Genomic DNA, 18,514 nt, shown 5'->3' with positions numbered 1-18,514 from the left:
AATAAAACCGCAGAGCCGGCGACGTCGATCCGCCGCGAACATTCGCCACGACCCGCCGGGAATCCCTTTTCGACATGAAACATGCCGCCGGCACGCTCGCCTTCATCGCCCGCTTCGTTGTCCTGGGGCTGGCGGTAGCCTTTGTGATCGGGCTGTTCTGGCCGGCCAGCGGCGAGCGTCTGCGCGCGCACTTCGGCCTGCCCGTCGCGCACGTGGCGGAACCTGCCGGCCCCGCGCCTTCCGCTAACGCGCCGGTTTCGTACGCCGACGCGGTGGCGGCCGCCGCACCCTCGGTGGTGAACATCTATGCCAACAAGATCGTCACCGAGCAAGCTCTGAAGATGTACAACAATCCGGTGCTGCAGCAGCTTTTCGGCGGCATGCCGACCACCTACCAGCATCGCGAGCAGACCCTGGGCTCGGGCGTGATTGTCAGCGCGCAGGGTCAGGGCTATGTGCTCACCAACAATCATGTGATCGCCGAAGCAGCCGACATCCAGGTGCTGCTTTACGACGGCCGCATCGCCAAGGCCACCCTCGTGGGCGCGGACGAGGAGACCGATCTGGCGGTGCTGAGGATCGATGCCAGCAACCTGCCGGTGATCAGGATGGCCGACAAGCAGCAGCTCCGCGCCGGCGACGTGGCGCTGGCGATCGGCAATCCGCTGGGTCTCAATCAGACCGTGACCATGGGCATCGTCAGCGCGGTTGGCCGCCAGCTCAACAGCTCCAGCGCCGAGGACTTCATCCAGACCGACGCAGCGATCAACCTGGGCAACTCCGGCGGTGCGCTGATCAACACCCGGGGCGAGCTGATCGGCATCAACACCTTGCTGATCGGCAAGGCCGCCGGCGCGGAAGGCATCGGCTTTGCCATCCCGGTCGCCACCGCACGCAAGGTGCTCGATCAGATCATCGCCAGCGGGCACGTGGTGCGCGGCTGGATGGGCGCCAACTACGCGTTCGTCCCGGTCGCCGCCGACAGCGGCCTGCCGTCGGCAGCGCGCGGCGTGCAGGTCACCGACGTCACGCCCGGCGGTCCGGCAGCTCTGGCGGGCATCCAGCCACGCGACATCCTGCTGAAGATCGGCAGCGATGACATTCTCGATCCAGCCGACCTGCGCCGGCGCGAGGCCGCCATCAAGCCCGGCAGCACGGTCGAGGTTTCCGGCCTGCGCAACGGCACGCCGTTCCATCTCGATGTGACTTTGATTCAGCGTCCGGCGATGACGAACGCCGCGCCGGTGGTGACCAGCTGAGGCTTGCGTGCCGCCGCGCACCGACCACGTGAGCTGAGGACCGCTCAACCGGGCCCGGTCGACGAGGTGAGCGGCGGGTGGATCGCCGCGCCGTAGCGCTTGCGCAAGGTACCCACGCGTTCCACATAGACCTGCGTTTCGGCAAAGGGCGGCACGCCGCTGTAGCGCACGACCGCGCCGGGCCCGGCGTTGTACGCCGCGGCGGCCAGTTGCTCGTTGCCGTTGAAGTCATGCAGCAGCAGGCCCAGATAGCGCGCGCCGCCGCGAATGTTCTGGCTGGTATCGAACGCGTCCAGCACGCCCATGTCGCTGGCCGTACCCGGCATCAGCTGCATCAGCCCCTGCGCGCCCTTGAGCGACAGCGCGCGCGGATTGAACGCGCTTTCGGCATGGATGATTGCGCGCAGAAACGCTTCGTCCACGCCGTACTCGACGCTCGCCGCGCGAATGACATCGGCATAGGCGGTGAGATTGAGGGCGGTGCTGCCCCAGTGAATGGGCGAGTGCAGGTTGCAGGCCATGCAGGTTTCGATTTCGGTGTAGCTGAAAAGCATGGTGACCGTGTTGCCCTTCAGTCGCGCCGGCGGCACATTGGTGTACTCGACCACGCCGTCGGCACGCACCACGCGATACGTCGAACCGCGTCGAACGCGGTTGCCGTTCTTGTCGACCTCAAGCAGCGGCGTCACCGCGTCTTTCGATTCGTGATAACCCGGCTGGATGGCGGCGACGGCGTCAACAGCCGTGTTCGGCACTGGCGCCAGTACCAGCTTCGCCGTGGTTTCCACCGCCCCCTGCACGCCGACGAGCGAGGCGCGTTGCGCCGTCGTGTCGCCGGCGGCATGCCCCGCGGGTTCGATGCCGGCAACCACCCGCTCAAACGAAACGGGATCGACGCCGTCGGCCGCGATACTCCGCGCCGTCGTCGTCACGGATCCGCTGACGAGATTCAGCGAGGCGGGAAGATTTTTTATCTTGGGGCGCGCCACCGACGGCGCCGAGGCAAACGTGGCGATCTTCTTGCAGCCGCGATATCCCGCCGTCGTGCTGCTGAAAACGGCTTCTCCGTTGGCGCCCGTGCAGTGATACAGCGAACCGGCGTAGGCCAGCGAAAACGCCTGCCGAAAAAAACAGCCGCCCGTCCACAGCAGGCAGCCGATCAGGGCGGCAGCAAACAGGCGTTTTGAGCGGGATCGCGCGCCGGAGCGCTCGTCCCGGCGGACGACGGCATTCATGAGCGCGAGTCTGACGAAAGGTGTCGGGCAAGCCAAGTCATGGGCATGGCGACGCAAAATAGTTATTGCGAATCATTCGTAATAACTATTTAATAGGGGCAGGCTTCCCACGCAACGCCCGATCAGCCGCACACGATGCGCCTGCGTTCGAGCGTTCGCCTTCGGGAAAACCCAACCACGACCGCGGCAACGTCACGTCGTCCCCGCCGCACCCGCATCAGGCCGATCGCTTTGCGCCGTCACCACGAGCGCGCTCGCGACGACAACGCGGCAAGCCCGAACGACACCTCTCCATTATCGAATCCACGCACGCATGTCCGAAGCACCCAGCGGTCAACTGAAACGACGCCAGTCGACAACCGCGCGCTATCGATGGGCTGTGGCATCGAGAACGGCCGCCGCGCTGCTCGGCGGCTACTTTGTCGCCTACGCCTGCGCGGCACTGCTGACCGTCGTGCTGCCGATGAGCCGGATCAACCGCGCGGTGACCGCCAGCCTGCTCAGTTTCGTGGTGTGGACGGCGGTGGCGATCTGGGTGTTCGCCGCGCGCAGCGCGTGGCGCGGCTGGTGGACCGTGCTTGCGGCGGGTGCCGTGATGCTTTTACTCGCCATGACGTGGCGCGACTACGGCATGCGTCCGTGAGCGCGCGTCGATGAGGGGCAGCTTCGTGCGATCGATGGCATGGCTGCATACCTGGGCCGGGCTGATCGTGAGCTGGGTGCTGTTTGCGATTTTCCTCGGCGGCACGCTGGCCTGCTTCGACAAGGAGCTGGACTACTGGATGCGTCCGGCGCTGCATCGGATCGCACCAGGGCCGGTCGCGATGGATGCGGCTGCGGCCACTTTGCGCGAGATGGCGCCGCACGCCGAGACGCTTTATCTCAATCCGCCCAGCACGCGCAATCCGTCGATTCACGGCTTTGTCTTCGAACCGGGCAAACCGACGATCGATGTCGCCCTGAATCCGCGCGACGGAACGCTGATTCCGCCAACCGTCGGCGGCAATTTCTTTTTCGTCCTGCACTACAACCTGCAGGCCGGCACGCCCGGCGCGTATCTGGTGGGCCTGGCCGGCATGCTGATGCTGCTGGCGCTGGTGACCGGCGTGATCATTCATCGCCGCGTGTTCAAGGATTTTTTTGTGTTCCGGCCGCAGGCCGGCGGCCAGCGAGCGTGGCTGGACGGACATAACCTCACCGGCGTGCTGGGCCTGCCGTTCCATCTGATGATCGCCTACACCGGCGTGATCATCATGGTGTCCACCTACATGACCGCCGGCGTGCAGATCGCCTATCGCGGCAATCTGGCGGCGTATTACGAGGCGCTGTCCGGCACGCCCCATCCGGTCGAGCAGCACCGGCCGCCAGGCCAAGTGGCCTCGCTCGACAAGGTTCTCGACGACGCCGTGCAACGCCTGCGCGGCCCGGTGCAGTATCTGGAGATCGAGCATGTCCACGATGCGTCGATCGCGATCAGCGCGCTGGAGTCCGGCAACGATGAGGTCGCAGGCGGTCGCCGCACCCTGATCTACGACGGCACCGATGGCCATTTCCGCGGTGAAAGCGCGAGTCCACCGGCCGCCTATCGCACCTACCAGTTTCTGAGTGGACTGCATCGCGTGCAGTTCGGCGGCGCAGCCATTCGGTGGCTGTACTTTCTGCTCGGCGCCGCCGGCTGCGTGATGCTCGCCACGGCGGCGCAGGTCTGGATCGAAAAGCGCCAGCGGCAGGCGGAGAAGGCCGGACTGCGCTCCGGCTACGGGCTGGTGCGCAGGCTGAGTGTTGCCGTTATAGCCGGCATGCCCCTGGCGAGCGTCGCCCTGCTCTGGGCCAACCGCCTGCTCCCCGACAACCTGACCGCTCGGGCCGCCTGGGAAGCGCAGAGCTTTTACGCCGTGTGGCTGCTCGCCGCGATATGGGCCGTGCTGCGCCTGCGTCGCGGCAAGCCGTGGCGCGAGCTGTTCGGCATGACGGCCGCCTTGCTGCTTGCACTGCCGCTGCTGAATGCGCTGACCGAACCGCGCAGCAGCCTGCCTGCCAGCATCGCCAATCATCACTGGGTACTCGCGGGCATCGACGCCAGCGCCTTCGCCCTGGGCCTCGGCTTTGCGTGGCTGGCCTGGCTCAGCGCGCGTCCGCCAAAAAGCCTCCGGCGCGATGCACGCATCCCCGCGGCTTCGGCCTCATCGCACGCCGATCGTCCCCTGGAGAAATCCGCATGACGATGATGTGGCTGATCGTGCTGGCGCTGAATTATCTGAGCTGGGCCCTGCTGTGCCTCGCCGTGGCGCGTCATCACCGCCAGCACTTTGGCGCCGAAGCATCGCTTCGCCGCGCGCGCCTTCTGCGCCTCGGTGGCTGGCTCGCGACGCTGGCTGCCTGGGTCATCAGCGCGCGCTGGCACGGCTGGGACATCGGCAGCGTCGACTGGTGTGCGAGCTGGATGCTGGCCGCCATCGCCTGGGTTCTGCTGCAACCGTATCGCCCCCGCGTCGCGCGCTGGCTGGCCTTCATCGGCGGCACGGCGAGCCTATTCGCCCTGATCTCCCTTTTATTACCCACGCTTTTTTGAGGAACACCATGAACACTTCGACCAAGCCGCAGGCGGCAAGCCGTCACTCCGTCAGCCTCCGCCGCGCCGTCTTGCCCAGCCTGCTGGCGATGGCGCTGTCCGGCGGTTTTGCCGCACACGCGCAAAGCCAACCCGTCGATGGCGACAACACCAGCCACACGAGCAGTGCCAATGAGCCTGTGAAAGCGCAAACGATGGACGCGGTGAATGTGCAGGGCGTGGGCTTGCCGACCTTCGGCGGCGGCGACATCGCCCGCCGCGGCAATCTGGGCGTGCTGGGCGAACAGGATGTGATGAGTACGCCGTTCGCGATGACCAGCTATACCGAGAACTACATCGCCAGCCATCAGGCGTACACCATTGCCGATGTGGTGGCCGACGATCCGGCGGTGCGCGTCGCCGACGGCTTCGGCAATTTCGCCGAGACCTTCGTGCTGCGCGGCTTTCCGCTTAATGGCGATGACATCACCTTTGGCGGCCTCTACGGCATCATCCCGCGGCAGATGGTCGACGCCGATGCCATCGGCCGGCTCGACGTGCTGCGTGGCGCCAGCGCGTTTCTCTACGGCGTATCGCCCGGCGGTAGCGGCATCGGCGGCTCGATCAACGTGGAGCCGAAATGGGCGTTGGACGCGCCGCTGACGCGCGCCTCCGTCGACTACGGCAGCGACAGCCAGGCCGGCGCCCAGTTCGATGTCAGCCGACGCTTCGGCACGAACGACCAGTACGGCATCCGCGTCAATCTGGGCGGGCGCGATGGCGATACCTCGATTGACCGCGAGAGCCGCAAGTCGAACGAGCAGTCCATCGCGTTCGATTACCGCGGCGACAAGTTCCGCCTCAAGGCCGACGTGAGCCATCAGCTTCAGCGCATCGACGAGGGCCGCAGCGTGGTCTATCTCAGCGGCGACGGCGTGCCCAAACCGCCGCCGGCGAGCGCGAATTACGCCCAGCCCTGGAGCTACTCCAGCCTGGAAGACACCTATGGCCTGGTCCGCGCCGAGTACGATTTCCTGCCCAGCCTGACCGGCTATGTCGCCGTCGGCGCCGATCATTCCAACGAAAACGGCGAGTACGCCTCGCCCACCGTGGACGGCAGCGGCAACGGTTCGATTTACCGACTGGGCGTGCCGTACCAAAACGACGCGCAGAGCGGCGAAGCCGGCCTCAACGGGACATTCGACACCGGCCCGGTCAGCCAGAAGATCAACCTGGGCGTCTCCGCGCTGAACCAGAAAAAGACCGTCAGCTACACCTTCTCCGCGTCCTCGCCGACCAACCTCTACGACTATGTGGCCATGTCGTACCCGCCCACCACCTTCAGCGGCGGCGATCCGGTGGTGACCGGCCGCACCAAGCTGCACAGCCTGGCGCTATCCGATACGCTGGGCTTTGCCGACGATCAGGTGCTGCTGACCCTCGGTGCGCGCCGGCAGACCCTGCAAACCCTGGGCTATGCCTACACCACCGGCATGCAGACCGCGGATTACCGCAAAATCGCCACCTCACCGGTGCTCGGCCTGGTGGTGAAGCTCAACCCGAACGTCTCGCTGTTCGCCAATTCCATCCAGGGCTTGTCGCAGGGACCGGAAGCGCCGATCGGCTCGGCCAATGTCGGCCAGGTGTTTGCGCCGTACAAGTCGAAGCAGCTCGAAACCGGCATCAAGTACGACCAGGGCACGTTCGGCAGCACCTTCAGCCTGTTCCAGATCAAGCAGCCCAGCGGCATCACCGATGGCGTGACGCGCGTTTTCAGCATTGCCGGCGAACAGCGCAACCGCGGCGCGGAATGGAGTATCTACGGCGAGCCGACGAGTGGATTGAAACTGATCGGCGGCGCGAGCTACATCGACGCCAAGCTGACCCAGACGGCCGGTGGCCTCGACAACGGCAACACCGCGGTCGGCGTACCGAAGTGGCAATACAACGCCGGCGTGGACTGGGCGGTGCCTGGCACCACGGGCCTGGGGTTGAACCTGGGCGTGACCCGCACCGGCGGTGAATATGTCGACCTGGCCAATACCTTGCGTATCCCCGCCTGGACGCGGGTCGACGCGGGCGCCAGCTACGTCACCGCCATTGACGGTCGCCAGGTGACGTTCCGCGCCGCAGTGCTGAATATCGGCAACAGCAACTACTGGGCATCAGCCTTGGGCGGCTACCTGACCGAGGGTGCTTCGCGCACGATCAAGCTGTCGGCCAGCGTCGACTTCTGAGTGCGCTATAGCTTGGCCGCCCGCCATCAGCGCGCGGCCGGTTCACTGGCGAGGGGGCCCACGGTGGCGTAAACTGCGCGGTTCGATGCCGCATTGCGGCGGCGTCGCGATGGCAAAAAAGTTTCGCAGCCGTCGCCTTCGTTCTACGAACCACGGTAAATCCCCTGTCATGAGCGGCAAGCCAGCTTCGATGAAGCTTTTCATCAAGACCCACGGTTGTCAGATGAACGAGTACGACTCGGCCAAGATGGCCGACGTGCTCGCGGCGTCGCATGGCGCGGAACTGACTCTGGACGAGTCCGAGGCGGACGTGATTCTGATCAACACCTGCTCGATCCGCGAGAAGGCGCAGGAAAAGGTCTTCAGCCAGCTCGGCCGCTGGAAGCAGCACAAGAAGGACGGCAAGCCGGTGCTGATCGGCGTGGGCGGCTGCGTGGCCTCGCAGGAAGGCGACGCCATCGTCAAGCGCGCGCCGTATGTCGACCTGGTCTTCGGTCCGCAGACCCTGCACCGCCTGCCCGAGCTGATCGAAAAGCAGCGCGCCACGGGCCGGCCGCAGGTGGACATCAGCTTCCCCGAGATCGAAAAATTCGACAACCTGCCCGAGCCGCGCGCCGACGGCCCGACCGCCTTCGTCTCGATCATGGAAGGCTGCTCGAAATACTGCAGCTACTGCGTCGTGCCCTATACCCGCGGCGAAGAAATCAGCCGTCCGTTCGACGATTTGCTGGTCGAGGTCGCCCAGCTCGCCGCCCAGGGCGTGCGCGAAGTGAATCTGCTCGGCCAGAACGTCAACGCCTACCGCGGCCCGGCTCACGACGGCAGCGTGGCCGATTTGTCCGTGCTGATCCACGCCATCGCGCAAATCGACGGTATCGGCCGCATTCGCTTCACCACCTCGCATCCGCTGGAGTTTTCCGACTCGCTGATCGAGGCGTACGCCAACGTGCCGCAGCTGGCCAATTACCTGCATCTGCCGGTGCAGGCCGGTTCCGATCGAATCCTCAGCGCGATGAAGCGCGGCTACACCGCGCTGGAGTTCAAGCAGAAGATTCGCAAGCTGCGCGCGGTGCGGCCGGACATCTGCGTGTCGTCCGATTTCATCGTCGGCTTTCCCGGCGAAACCGCCGAGGATTTCGACAAGACCATGAAGCTGATCGACGACGTCGGCTTCGACCAGAGCTTCTCGTTTATCTTCTCCTCGCGCCCCGGCACGCCGGCAGCGAATCTCGCCGACGAGACCCCGGCGGCGGAGAAGCACGCGCGCCTGATGCGCCTGCAGGCCACGCTCAACGAAAACGCCAAAAAAATCAGCACCGCGATGATCGGCAGCGTGCAGCGCGTGCTGGTGGAAAAGCCAAGCACGCGCGATCCGAGCGAGCTGACCGGCCGCACCGAGAACATGCGCTTCGTCAACTTTGCCGGCCATCCGGGGCTGATTGGCCAGTTCGTCGATGTGCTGATCACCGACGCTATGAGCAATTCGCTGCGCGGCCGGATCGTGCTGCATGAGCCGGCCATCGACGCACCGGTCGCGCTGGCTTCGTGACGGAAAACCTCGCGCTGCGGGAAATTGGTGCGGACGAATTTGTTCGCGTCTGGCCGATCATGCAGGCGGTGATCGCCGGTGGCGACACGTACAACTATCCGGCCGATCTCGACATCGACACCGCGCGCGCCATGTGGACGGCGCCACCGGTACGCTGCTTCGTCGCCGAACAGGACGGGAAGGTACTGGGCTTCTACAAGCTGCGGCCCAATCAGCCCGGCCTGGGCGATCACGTGGCCAATGCCAGCTATATGGTCGCAGCCGATGCGCGCGGCCGCGGCATTGCCTCGATGCTGTGCGAGCATTCGCTGGAGCAGGCCCGCTGCGCCGGCTTCACGGCGATGCAGTTCAACTTCGTGGTTTCCAGCAATACCACCGCCGTGCGCCTTTGGCAGCGCCACGGTTTCCAGATTGTCGGCCAGGTGCCCGGCGCTTTTCGCCATGCTGTGCACGGATCCACCGACGTTTACGTCATGCACCGAGAACTATGACTGCCAGCCTGAAGAGCCATACCCAGCAGAACAATTTTGCGCTCGACCCCGAAGACAACGCGCGGCTGGCCAACCTGTGCGGGCCATTCGACGAGCACCTGCGGCAGATCGAACTGCGCCTGGGCGTGGAGATCAACCACCGCGGCAGCGTGTTCGAGGTGATCGGCGAAGGTCCGGCCATCAGGGCCAGCGAGAAGGTGCTGCGCGCGCTGTATGTGGTGACCGAAGAAGAATCGTTGAACGGTGCCAAGGTGCATCTGCACCTGGCCGAATCCGGCATCGACGCGATCACCGACGCATCGACGGAAGGCACGCAGGAAGTGGCCATCCGCGTGAAGCGCGGCGTCATCAAGGGACGCGGCGCCAACCAGGCGCGCTACCTGCACGCCATCGCCACCCACGACATCAACTTCGGCATCGGCCCGGCCGGCACCGGCAAGACCTATCTGGCCGTGGCCAGCGCGGTCGAGGCGCTGGAAGCCAATCGCGTGCAGCGCCTGCTGCTGGTGCGTCCCGCCGTGGAAGCCGGAGAGAAGCTCGGCTTCCTGCCCGGCGACCTCTCGCAAAAAGTCGATCCGTACCTGCGCCCGCTCTACGACGCCCTGTACGAAATGCTCGGCTTCGAAAAAGTCGCCAAACTGATCGAGCGCAACGTCATCGAGATCGCGCCGCTCGCCTATATGCGAGGCCGCACGCTCAATGACTCCTACGTCATTCTCGACGAAGCGCAGAACACCACCGTCGAGCAGATGAAGATGTTTCTGACTCGCATCGGCTTCGGCACCGTCGCTGTGATCACCGGCGACGTCACCCAGGTCGACCTGCCGCGTCACGTGCGCTCCGGCCTGCGTCAGGCCACCGAAGTGCTGCATGACGTCAGCGGCATCAGCTTCACCTTCTTCACCTCGCGCGACGTCGTGCGTCATCCGCTGGTGGCGAAGATCGTGCGGGCTTATGAGGCGTTTGACGACAAGGTGGAGAAAGCCGAATCGAAGAACGGATCGGCTAACCCGCCCCTCGCTTCCTGACCTAATGCCACGCGATCACATGCCGAAACAAGCGCCGCTCGCTCCCCGCACACCGCAGCGATCCGCCGCGACGATACCCGAGCCCCGCGTGTCGTTGAGCTATGGCCTGGCGCGTGCCGGGCTGCCCTCATCAACCAGCTTTCGCCGCTGGGTTGCTGCGGCCTTGCGCGGCGCGAAACATCGCAAGCCAGCCGAGCTGGCCATCCGCATCGTCGACATCGACGAAGCCCGCGCACTCAATAACGACTATCGCGGCAAGGACTATGCGACCAACGTGCTGTCTTTTCCCGCGGAGCTTCCGCCGGAACTCAAGCTGCCGCTGCTTGGCGATCTGGCCATCTGTGCTCCCGTCGTGCTGCGCGAAGCCAGGGAACAAGGCAAGCCGCCGAAAGATCACTGGGCGCACCTGACCGTACACGGCGTGCTGCATGTGCTCGGCTACGATCACATCGAGGAGAGCGAGGCCGAGGCGATGGAAGCGCTGGAGACCCGCATCCTGGCTGGCCTGGGCATTGCCGATCCCTATCGGCTGTAGCATCTGCCCGGCGAGCCAGTCGAAGGCGGGCCGCACGATCGCGTCACGGCCTGTTCCACCCATCGCGCTGAATCGTCACGAATTTTCCGCTAAACTCGAGTTACCGTCCCGCTTGCGGGCAGCACCCACGCGATAAATGAACGACGACCCTGGCAGTACCAGCGGCCCGGCGCACCGTAGTTGGTGGGACCGACTGGGCCACATGTTTTCCGGCGAGCCACGCAACCGCGTCGAACTGATCGAGGAATTGCGCGCCGCCCAGACCAACGGGTTGCTGTCCGCCGACACCCTCACGATGGTCGAGGGTGCCATCAAGGTCACCGAGCTGAGCGTCGACGATGTGATGGTGCCGCGTGCCCAGATCGTCATGCTCGCCGCCGAGTCGTCGCTGTCCGAGATGCTTGCCGTGGTAGTCGAATCTGGCCATTCGCGCTTCCCCGTGCACGGGGAAGACAAGGACGACATCCTGGGCATCCTGCTGGCCAAGGATCTGCTGAAATCCTTCGGCGACACCAGCCAGTTCGACATCATGGCGATCCTGCGCCCGGCCGTGCTGATTCCCGAGTCGATGCGCCTGAATGTGCTGCTGGCCGAGTTCCGCCTTACCCGCAATCACATGGCCGTGGTGATGGACGAATACGGCGGCGTGGCCGGCCTCATCACCATCGAGGACGTGCTCGAGCAAATCGTCGGCGAAATCGACGACGAGCACGACGACGACGAGCCCGAGCTGATGCACGAACAGCCCGGCGGCGACTGGATCGTCAGCGCACTGACGCCGATCGCCGATTTCAACGAAAACACCGGCGCCGATTTCTCCGACGAGGAATACGACACGGTCGGCGGCATGGTGACCTCGGAGTTCGGCCACTTGCCCGAGGTAGGCGAGGAAGTGGCCATCGGCACTTACCTTTTCCACGTCACCGAAGCGGACGACCGCCGCGTGCAGGCGTTTCGCGTTGTGAGACAAGGCAAAAACTGAAGCGAGTCCGAGTTAGGTTGCCTCGGATTCCCAGCGTGCGACGCGGCGATAACCACAGCGTAGTTTCCGTTCTTTCATCATTCGCCATCTGGTCGTCAGCCCATGCATTCCGCCCGCCGCCTCTTGTTGCTCGTGCTACTCGCCGTGGTTGCCGTCACGACGGCACACGCCAGCGTCGCCAACGCGCCAGGCGCCAACCTCGACATTTCGCTGATCACCTATGGCCCGGGTGAAACGTATTGGGAACGCTTCGGCCACGATGCCATCGAAGTGCGCGACCGCGCCTCCGGCGAGTCGGTGGATTTCAACTACGGCGTATTCGATTTCAACGAATCGAACTTCTTCATCAACTTCGCTCGTGGCCGCATGCATTACCTGATGGATGCGGAATACAGCGCGCCCGAACAGGCCAGCTACACGCAGGACGGCCGTTCGGTGACGCGACAGCATCTGGCGCTGTCCGCAGAGCAGGCTGCCGCGCTGCGAGATTTTCTTCTCTGGAACATGCGCCCCGAAAATGCCGGCTACGCTTACGACTACTACGCCGACAACTGCACTACCCGCGTGCGCGATGCACTGGACAAAATTCTCGGTGGCGCCCTGAAGAAGCAGTTGACCGCACAGCCCGGCGGCATGACCTACCGTCAGCAAACCGCGCGACTGATGAGCGCACAGCCGTGGCTGATGCTCGTGCTGGACCTCGGACTAGGGCCCTATGCCGATCAGCCGCTCAACGCCTGGCAGGAAAGCTTTCTGCCGATGGTGCTGCAGCAACAGATGAACCGCGTGCAAATCGACAACGGCTCGGGCGGACTCAAACCGCTAGTGCAAAGCGAACAGCTGGTCTCGCCAAACCGGTTGGACGTGCCACCGGCAAATCCGCCCGACCTGCGAGTTCCGCTCGCGGCGGCCGGGCTTATTCTTGCGGCATGCATGCTTGCGACCCGGCGATGGTCGCCCATCGGCCAAGCGTTACTTACATCAACCTATCTCATCGCAGCCGGCCTGGTGGGCGTGCTGCTGATCGTGCTGTGGACGCTCACCACCCATCACTCGGCATGGGCCAACGCCAACCTGCTTTTCTTCAATCCGTTCGCGTTCTTGTTGCTGCCCGCCATCTGGCGTGCGCGACGCGGCATCGCGCCATCGCGTTTCATCCAAGCTATCCTGTTGCTGCAACTGGCGGCAATCCTCGCCGCTCTCGCCCTTCACCTGCTGCCCGGCGTCGTACAACAGAATCAGCCATGGCTGTTATTTGCTATGCCATCCTGGCTCGCGATCGCATGGAGTCTGCGTCAGAAGACAGCGCTTAAAACGCTTTAACTGGGCTGCAATTGCCCTGACTTGATGCGCCGGGCATCATGCACCGCATGAACTTGATGAGCCCTGCCCCGCCTGCGCCGCCATCCACTGAAAAGAAGATGGTCGTCAACTGCATCGCCTATCGAAAAGACGGTAGCCGGATCGGCGACGTGACGCTTGATGAAATCAGCGACGTGCTGGCCAAGCCCGATACGTTTGTGTGGGTGGGACTGCATGAGCCCGACGAAGCGCTTCTGCTGAAACTGCAGGAAGAGTTTTGCCTGCACGACCTGGCTATCGAAGACGCGCATACCGCCCATCAGCGCACCAAGATTGAAACCTATGGCGACTCGCTGTTTCTGGTGGTGCAGACCGCACAGCAGATCGACGGTAACCTCGCCTTCGGCGAAACCCACATTTTTCTCGGGCCTCGCTACCTGGTCAGCGTGCGCCATGGCGCGTCGCTTTCCTACGCACCGGCAAGAAAGGCCTGCGAACACACGCCCGAACTGATGGCGCACGGACCTAGCTATGCGCTCTACAGCATCCTCGACTTCATCGTCGACAACCTGCTGCCCATCGTGCGCGCGTCGCGCGAGGAATTGCAGCAGCTCGAAAAAGACATCTTCGCCGAAACCTTCAAACGCAGCACCGTACGCCGCCTCTACAACATGCAGCGCGACCTGATGACGCTGCGCCTGGCCGTCGCGCCGATGCAGGACATCATCAGCCAGCTCACACGGCTGCACCCCAACCTGATTCCCAAAGAGCTGCGCGCGTATTTCCGCGACGTCTACGATCATGTTTTTCGCGTCAACGAAGCGATCAGCGCCATGCGCGAAATGCTCGCCGCCGCCATCAACGTCAACCTCTCCCTGGTCACCTTCGGCCAGAACGAAGTGATGAAAAAACTCGCCGGCTGGGCCGCCATGCTCGCCGCCCCCACGTTGCTCACCAGCTGGTACGGCATGAACTTCACCCACATGCCGGAACTCGCCCAGCCATGGGCCTATCCCGCCGTGATCGCCGTCGTCGTGATTGTCGTTGGCGGGTTGTTCATCGGACTCAAGCGGGCCAAATGGCTGTAGGAGCGCACCCTGTGCGATCGGCACTGCGCTTAAACAGCAAATGCCATCGTGCACAAGGTGCGCTCCTACAAACCGACGGGCCTCGCGCTGCTGTTGCGCTTTTGCCATCGCGGCAAAATCGTCGAATGTCATACCCTCCGGGACATAAGGCATTGCGCAAAGGTCGCGCAAGCCTGCCCGGTCATATCTACCTGTTGACCACCGTCACCGCTGGCCGCGTACCGCACTTCCTCGATACCGAACTCGCCTGCGCTGCCTGTCGCTCGATGATGGAACCGAAGACGTGGGGCGATGGCCACCCCATCTGCTGGGTGCTGATGCCGGATCACTGGCATGGACTGATCGCTCTGGGCGAGCGGGATGATCTGTCGCTGGTGATGAACCGACTCAAGTCGCTCATCCGCAAAGCCATGGTACGCGCAGGACACCATGGAGAGGTCTGGGCCAGGGGCTTCCACGATCACGCATTACGGCACGACGAGGACATACACGCCGCTGCCCTGTACATCATCGCCAACCCGCTGCGGGCCGGGCTGGTGCAGCAGGTGAATGACTACCCGTACTGGAACTGCACGTGGCAGCCGTAATACTGCCCGCGCCTTGACTGCACATGGCTGCCGCACGCGCTCGCTCTTCGTAGGAGCGCACCCTGTGCGCGATTGCCGTGGCGCGAAAACAGAGAGCCTTCGCGCACAGGGTGCGCTCCTACGTGACTCCGGCTCGCGGACGGGGCCGTGGCAAAGATGTTGGCCGGCGGTCCGGCGGTTACATCGTCGAACCGTTCAACAGGCTGCCGTAGCAGCGCCCGCTCCTATGTGACTACGGCTCGCGCACGGGGTCGTGGCAAAGATGTTGCCCAGCAGTCCGGCTGTGACAGCTTCGAACCGTTCAGCGAGCTGCAGGCGCCGGCGCGTCCTTGGCCGTCCATTTCTTCAGCCATTCATTGACGGTGTCATGCCATTGCACGCTGTTGTGCGGTTTGAGTACGAAGTGGTTCTCGTCCGGGAAGGTCAGGAATTCGCTGGGGATGCCGCGACGCTGCAATGCGGTAAACGCGCCCAGCCCCTGCGTAATCGGAATGCGGAAGTCGTTACCGCTGTGGATCACCAGCATCGGTACGCGCCAGTCCTTGACGTGATTGACCGGATTGAATTTCTCGTAGTTTTCGGGATTCGCCCACGGTGTGCCGCCGTTTTCCTTTTCCTCGAACCACAACTCGTCGGTGTCGTAATACATCGCGCGGGTGTCGAACACGCCATCGTGGTCGACCAGGCACTTCCACGGCTGGTTCCACACGCCGGCAATCCAGTACGTCATGTAGCCACCATAGCTGGCGCCCAGCGCGCAGGCGCGGTTGCCGTCGAGAAAGCTGTATTTGCTCAGCGCCGCTTTCCAGCCCAGTTTCAGATCATCCAGCGGCTTGCTACCCCAGTCGCCCGAGATCGCATCGGTGAAGGCCTGCCCGTAGCCGGTCGAACCATGAAAATTGATCGTTACTACCGCAAAGCCCTGGCCGGCATAGGTCTGAGGATTCCAGCGGTAGCTCCACTCGTTGTTCATCGCCCCCTGCGGGCCACCATGAATGATGAAAGCCACGGGATAGGTCTTGCCGGGCTGATAGTCGACCGGCTTGACCACATAACCCTGCACCGTTTCGTTGTTCCAACCCGGAAACTTGAAGAACTCGACATCACCGACATTGGCATTCTTCAGATCGTCCGCATTGAAATGCGTGACCTGCTTGAGATGCGAGCCCGTGGGGGAAGCGAGATAAAGATCCGCCGGGTGCTTCAGGTCGTCGCGCGCCATCAGGATCTTGTCGCCGGCCAGCGAATAACCCTCTACCGCGCCGTCGCCCGAGAGCCGGGTGACTTCGCCATTCGCCGTGCTGATGGCAAATAGCGGATGCTGCCCCTCGTCATCGGCGGTGGCGTATAGCGTTTTGCCGTCGGCGGAGATAGTCATGCTGCCCGGCGAGCGATCCCAGCGCGGATCGACCTCGCGCCTAGCACCCGTCGCCAGATCCAGCGCCACAATGGCGAAGCGGTCGGCTTCGAACCCGGGTGTTTTCATCGCCAGGTAGTAAAGCGTCTTGCCATCGGGCGACGGCACCGGATACGCGTCCCACGCCTTGTTGTCGGCGGTGAGGTTTTTCGGTGCGGACGAGGCGTCCACTGGCACGCGATAGACGTCAAAGTTGGTCGACCACGGCTCGCTCGTTCCCGCAATGCGCACGTCAAAATAGACGCTCCGCCCATCCGGCGCGAAAGCGAATTCGCTCTCGTCTCCGAACGGCTTGCTGGGAATATCGCCATCGACACCGCGGCTCAGCAGGGTCGGCTCGGCGGGTAACTGGCCCTTCGCGTCAAAGCTGGCGACAAACAGCTGATTGCGCCGGCCGTTGGCCCAGGTATCCCAGTGCCGAACGAACAACTTGGTATAGAGCGTGCCGCTGGCCTTGTCTTTGTCGCGCGCGGCGATGCGCTTCTTGGTGCATGCCAGGGTGGCGCAATCGGTAAAGACTTCGTACGACAGCAGCACGCGTTTGCCGTCCGGCGAGAGCTTGTAGTCATCGATGTCGAGCACCGAATGGCTAACCTGCACCGGACCGCGGTGATTCGCCAGATTCAAATCAACCTTGCCGCCCAGATCCAACCTCCACAGCTGCGCCACACCGTTGGCCGGCGCCACGAAGTACACGCTGCGCCCATCGGCGGACCAGCGCGCCAAGCCGGCCTCGTCCAGCACCTTCACAGGCATGTCCGCATGGGCCGAGAGATCAAGCACATAAACCGCATTCACGCCCTTGTTCGCCGCGTAGTCCGTGCTGCGCACGCCAAACGCGGCATAACGGCCGTCCGGCGAAAGCTGCGGATCGCTGACTCGATCCATCATGACCAAGTCGCTGATACTAAATAGGTGTGGTATACGACTTTGCACCAGACCCGTGTTGACCACGTTACCGGCAATCAGCGGCGTTGAAGTGAGCGCCAAGACCAAAGCAGCAACTAGTGTAGTGTTTCAATCTTGATTGAACGTATAAGCGACCCGCCGGTCTCATGTTTTACTACGAGGCCCGCGGGAGAGATGGCGTGCGAGTTGCCCCCAACATTGTGCTGAGCGAGGAGGAGCAGAGTGAGCTCACCCATCTGGTTCGCTCCAAGCTCACCAGCGTCCGGCTAGTGCAGCGCGCCCGGATCGTTTTGCTGTCGGCCGAGGGCAAGCAGAACAAGGCGATTGCAGAGCAGTTGAGCCTCGGGCGGGTGCAGGTCGCGCGCTGGCGCGAACGCTATGCCCAGCATCGACTCGCCGGGATCGAGCGCGACCGCCCGCGCGGCGCGCCCCCGTCGAAGGTCGACGTGGCCCGGCTGGTGGAACTGACTACGCAGAGCACGCCTTCGGCAGCCACCCATTGGAGCACGCGCACGATGGCCGCTGAGCTGGGCATCAGCGCCGCCAGTGTCTCGCGCCACTGGCGCGCAAACGGGTTGAAGCCGCATCGCGTGCGGGGTTTCAAGATCTCGCGCGACCCGCAGTTCGTGCAGAAACTCGAAGATGTCGTCGGTCTGTACATGTCGCCGCCCGAGCACGCGCTGGTGCTGTGCTGCGACGAGAAAAGCCAGGTACAGGCGCTGGATCGCACGCAGCCCGGATTGCCGCTGAAGAAGGGGCGCGCCCAGACGATGACGCATGATTACAAACGTCATGGCACCACCACCCTGTTCGCTGCGCTCAATGTGCTCGATGGCCAGGTCATCGGTCAGTGCCAGCCGCGCCACACGCATATGGAGTGGCTGAAGTTCCTGAAGAAGATCGACCGCCGCACACCCAAGGACAAGGCCTTGCACCTGATTGCCGACAACTATGCCACGCACAAGCACCCGGTCGTGACAGCGTGGCTGGACAAGCATCCGCGCTTCCACATGCATTACACCCCGACCTCGGCGTCGTGGCTGAACATGGTTGAGCGTTTCTTCCGCGACATCACCACCGAACGCCTGCGTCGCGGCGTGTTCACCAGCGTGCCCGAACTGGTGGCTGCCATCGAGGCATACGTCGCTCACCACAACATCCAGCCCAAGCCTTTCATCTGGACCAAGAGCGCGCGCGACATCCTCCAGAAGGTCATCCGCGCCAACAACCGCTTAAGTTCCAAACAGAATGCAGCACTACACTAGCGGTTTCATGAATTTTCCCCTGGGACAACGCAGTCAATGAAGTTAAGTGTGAGGGACACAAGACGCAAGCGGCTGGTGA

The 18,514-nt window shown here is 63.7% G+C and carries 16 protein-coding genes; 14 read left to right on the top strand and 2 right to left on the bottom strand.

Annotation, left to right across the window (positions count from 1 at the left end):
* Positions 1-74 precede the first annotated feature (74 nt).
* Positions 75-1,259, top strand: a complete 1,185-nt coding sequence (locus ACDK93_RS05580; RefSeq protein ID WP_458071610.1) for a S1C family serine protease — start codon at positions 75-77, stop codon at positions 1,257-1,259.
* Positions 1,260-1,303: 44 nt separating this feature from the next.
* On the opposite strand, the gene ACDK93_RS05575 is transcribed toward ACDK93_RS05580, so the two are convergent.
* Positions 1,304-2,494 carry a lytic transglycosylase domain-containing protein gene (locus ACDK93_RS05575; RefSeq protein ID WP_458071609.1) on the bottom strand — a complete coding sequence of 397 codons (1,191 nt, stop codon included), beginning with the start codon at positions 2,492-2,494 and terminating at the stop codon, positions 1,304-1,306.
* 313 nt (positions 2,495-2,807) lie between these two features.
* Here ACDK93_RS05575 and ACDK93_RS05570 point away from each other — a divergent pair, with 313 nt between their 5' ends.
* The 12 genes from ACDK93_RS05570 (at position 2,808) to ACDK93_RS05515 (ending at position 14,844) form a co-directional block, all read left to right on the top strand.
* A complete protein-coding gene (locus tag ACDK93_RS05570; protein WP_458071608.1) occupies positions 2,808-3,137 on the top strand; it encodes a hypothetical protein in 330 nt (109 codons plus the stop codon).
* Between the two features lie 34 nt (positions 3,138-3,171).
* Positions 3,172-4,716 carry a PepSY-associated TM helix domain-containing protein gene (locus tag ACDK93_RS05565; protein ID WP_458072351.1) on the top strand — a complete coding sequence of 515 codons (1,545 nt, stop codon included), beginning with the start codon at positions 3,172-3,174 and terminating at the stop codon, positions 4,714-4,716.
* Positions 4,713-5,066, top strand: a complete 354-nt coding sequence (locus tag ACDK93_RS05560) for a DUF3325 domain-containing protein (RefSeq protein WP_458071607.1) — start codon at positions 4,713-4,715, stop codon at positions 5,064-5,066. Before ACDK93_RS05565 ends, ACDK93_RS05560 begins: the two co-directional genes overlap by 4 nt.
* Positions 5,067-5,074: 8 nt before the next feature.
* A complete protein-coding gene (locus tag ACDK93_RS05555; protein WP_458071606.1) occupies positions 5,075-7,282 on the top strand; it encodes a TonB-dependent receptor in 2,208 nt (735 codons plus the stop codon).
* Positions 7,283-7,451: 169 nt separating this feature from the next.
* Positions 7,452-8,831 carry a tRNA (N6-isopentenyl adenosine(37)-C2)-methylthiotransferase MiaB gene (miaB, locus tag ACDK93_RS05550; protein WP_458071605.1) on the top strand — a complete coding sequence of 460 codons (1,380 nt, stop codon included), beginning with the start codon at positions 7,452-7,454 and terminating at the stop codon, positions 8,829-8,831.
* Positions 8,828-9,322 (top strand): N-acetyltransferase family protein, encoded by a 495-nt coding sequence (locus tag ACDK93_RS05545; protein ID WP_458071604.1) that lies wholly within the window; start codon positions 8,828-8,830, stop codon positions 9,320-9,322. Before miaB ends, ACDK93_RS05545 begins: the two co-directional genes overlap by 4 nt.
* A complete protein-coding gene (locus ACDK93_RS05540) occupies positions 9,319-10,350 on the top strand; it encodes a PhoH family protein (protein WP_458071603.1) in 1,032 nt (343 codons plus the stop codon). The genes ACDK93_RS05545 and ACDK93_RS05540 overlap by 4 nt, the downstream gene beginning before the upstream one ends.
* 88 nt (positions 10,351-10,438) lie before the next feature.
* Positions 10,439-10,885: an rRNA maturation RNase YbeY gene (gene ybeY / locus ACDK93_RS05535; RefSeq protein ID WP_458071602.1), complete on the top strand. Its 447-nt coding sequence runs from the start codon at positions 10,439-10,441 to the stop codon at positions 10,883-10,885.
* Positions 10,886-11,021: 136 nt separating this feature from the next.
* Positions 11,022-11,867 (top strand): HlyC/CorC family transporter, encoded by an 846-nt coding sequence (locus ACDK93_RS05530; RefSeq protein ID WP_458071601.1) that lies wholly within the window; start codon positions 11,022-11,024, stop codon positions 11,865-11,867.
* Positions 11,868-11,969: 102 nt separating this feature from the next.
* A complete protein-coding gene (locus ACDK93_RS05525) occupies positions 11,970-13,190 on the top strand; it encodes a lipoprotein N-acyltransferase Lnb domain-containing protein (RefSeq protein WP_458071600.1) in 1,221 nt (406 codons plus the stop codon).
* Between the two features lie 47 nt (positions 13,191-13,237).
* Positions 13,238-14,257, top strand: a complete 1,020-nt coding sequence (locus ACDK93_RS05520) for a magnesium and cobalt transport protein CorA (RefSeq protein ID WP_458071599.1) — start codon at positions 13,238-13,240, stop codon at positions 14,255-14,257.
* A 152-nt stretch (positions 14,258-14,409) separates the two neighbouring features.
* Positions 14,410-14,844 carry an REP-associated tyrosine transposase gene (locus ACDK93_RS05515; protein WP_458071598.1) on the top strand — a complete coding sequence of 145 codons (435 nt, stop codon included), beginning with the start codon at positions 14,410-14,412 and terminating at the stop codon, positions 14,842-14,844.
* Between the two features lie 301 nt (positions 14,845-15,145).
* Here ACDK93_RS05515 and ACDK93_RS05510 read toward each other — a convergent pair whose 3' ends face one another.
* A complete protein-coding gene (locus tag ACDK93_RS05510) occupies positions 15,146-17,152 on the bottom strand; it encodes a prolyl oligopeptidase family serine peptidase (protein ID WP_458071597.1) in 2,007 nt (668 codons plus the stop codon).
* A 197-nt stretch (positions 17,153-17,349) separates the two neighbouring features.
* Between ACDK93_RS05510 and ACDK93_RS05505 the strand changes: the two genes are divergently transcribed.
* Complete coding sequence (locus ACDK93_RS05505; protein WP_458068577.1) at positions 17,350-18,435, top strand: IS630 family transposase; 1,086 nt, start codon at positions 17,350-17,352, stop codon at positions 18,433-18,435.
* Positions 18,436-18,514 lie beyond the last annotated feature (79 nt).

It is taken from the genome of Rhodanobacter sp. BL-MT-08 (genome assembly GCF_054161255.1).
The sequence above is the reverse complement of the archived record's forward strand: the minus strand, read 5'-3'. Positions and strand labels throughout refer to the sequence as shown.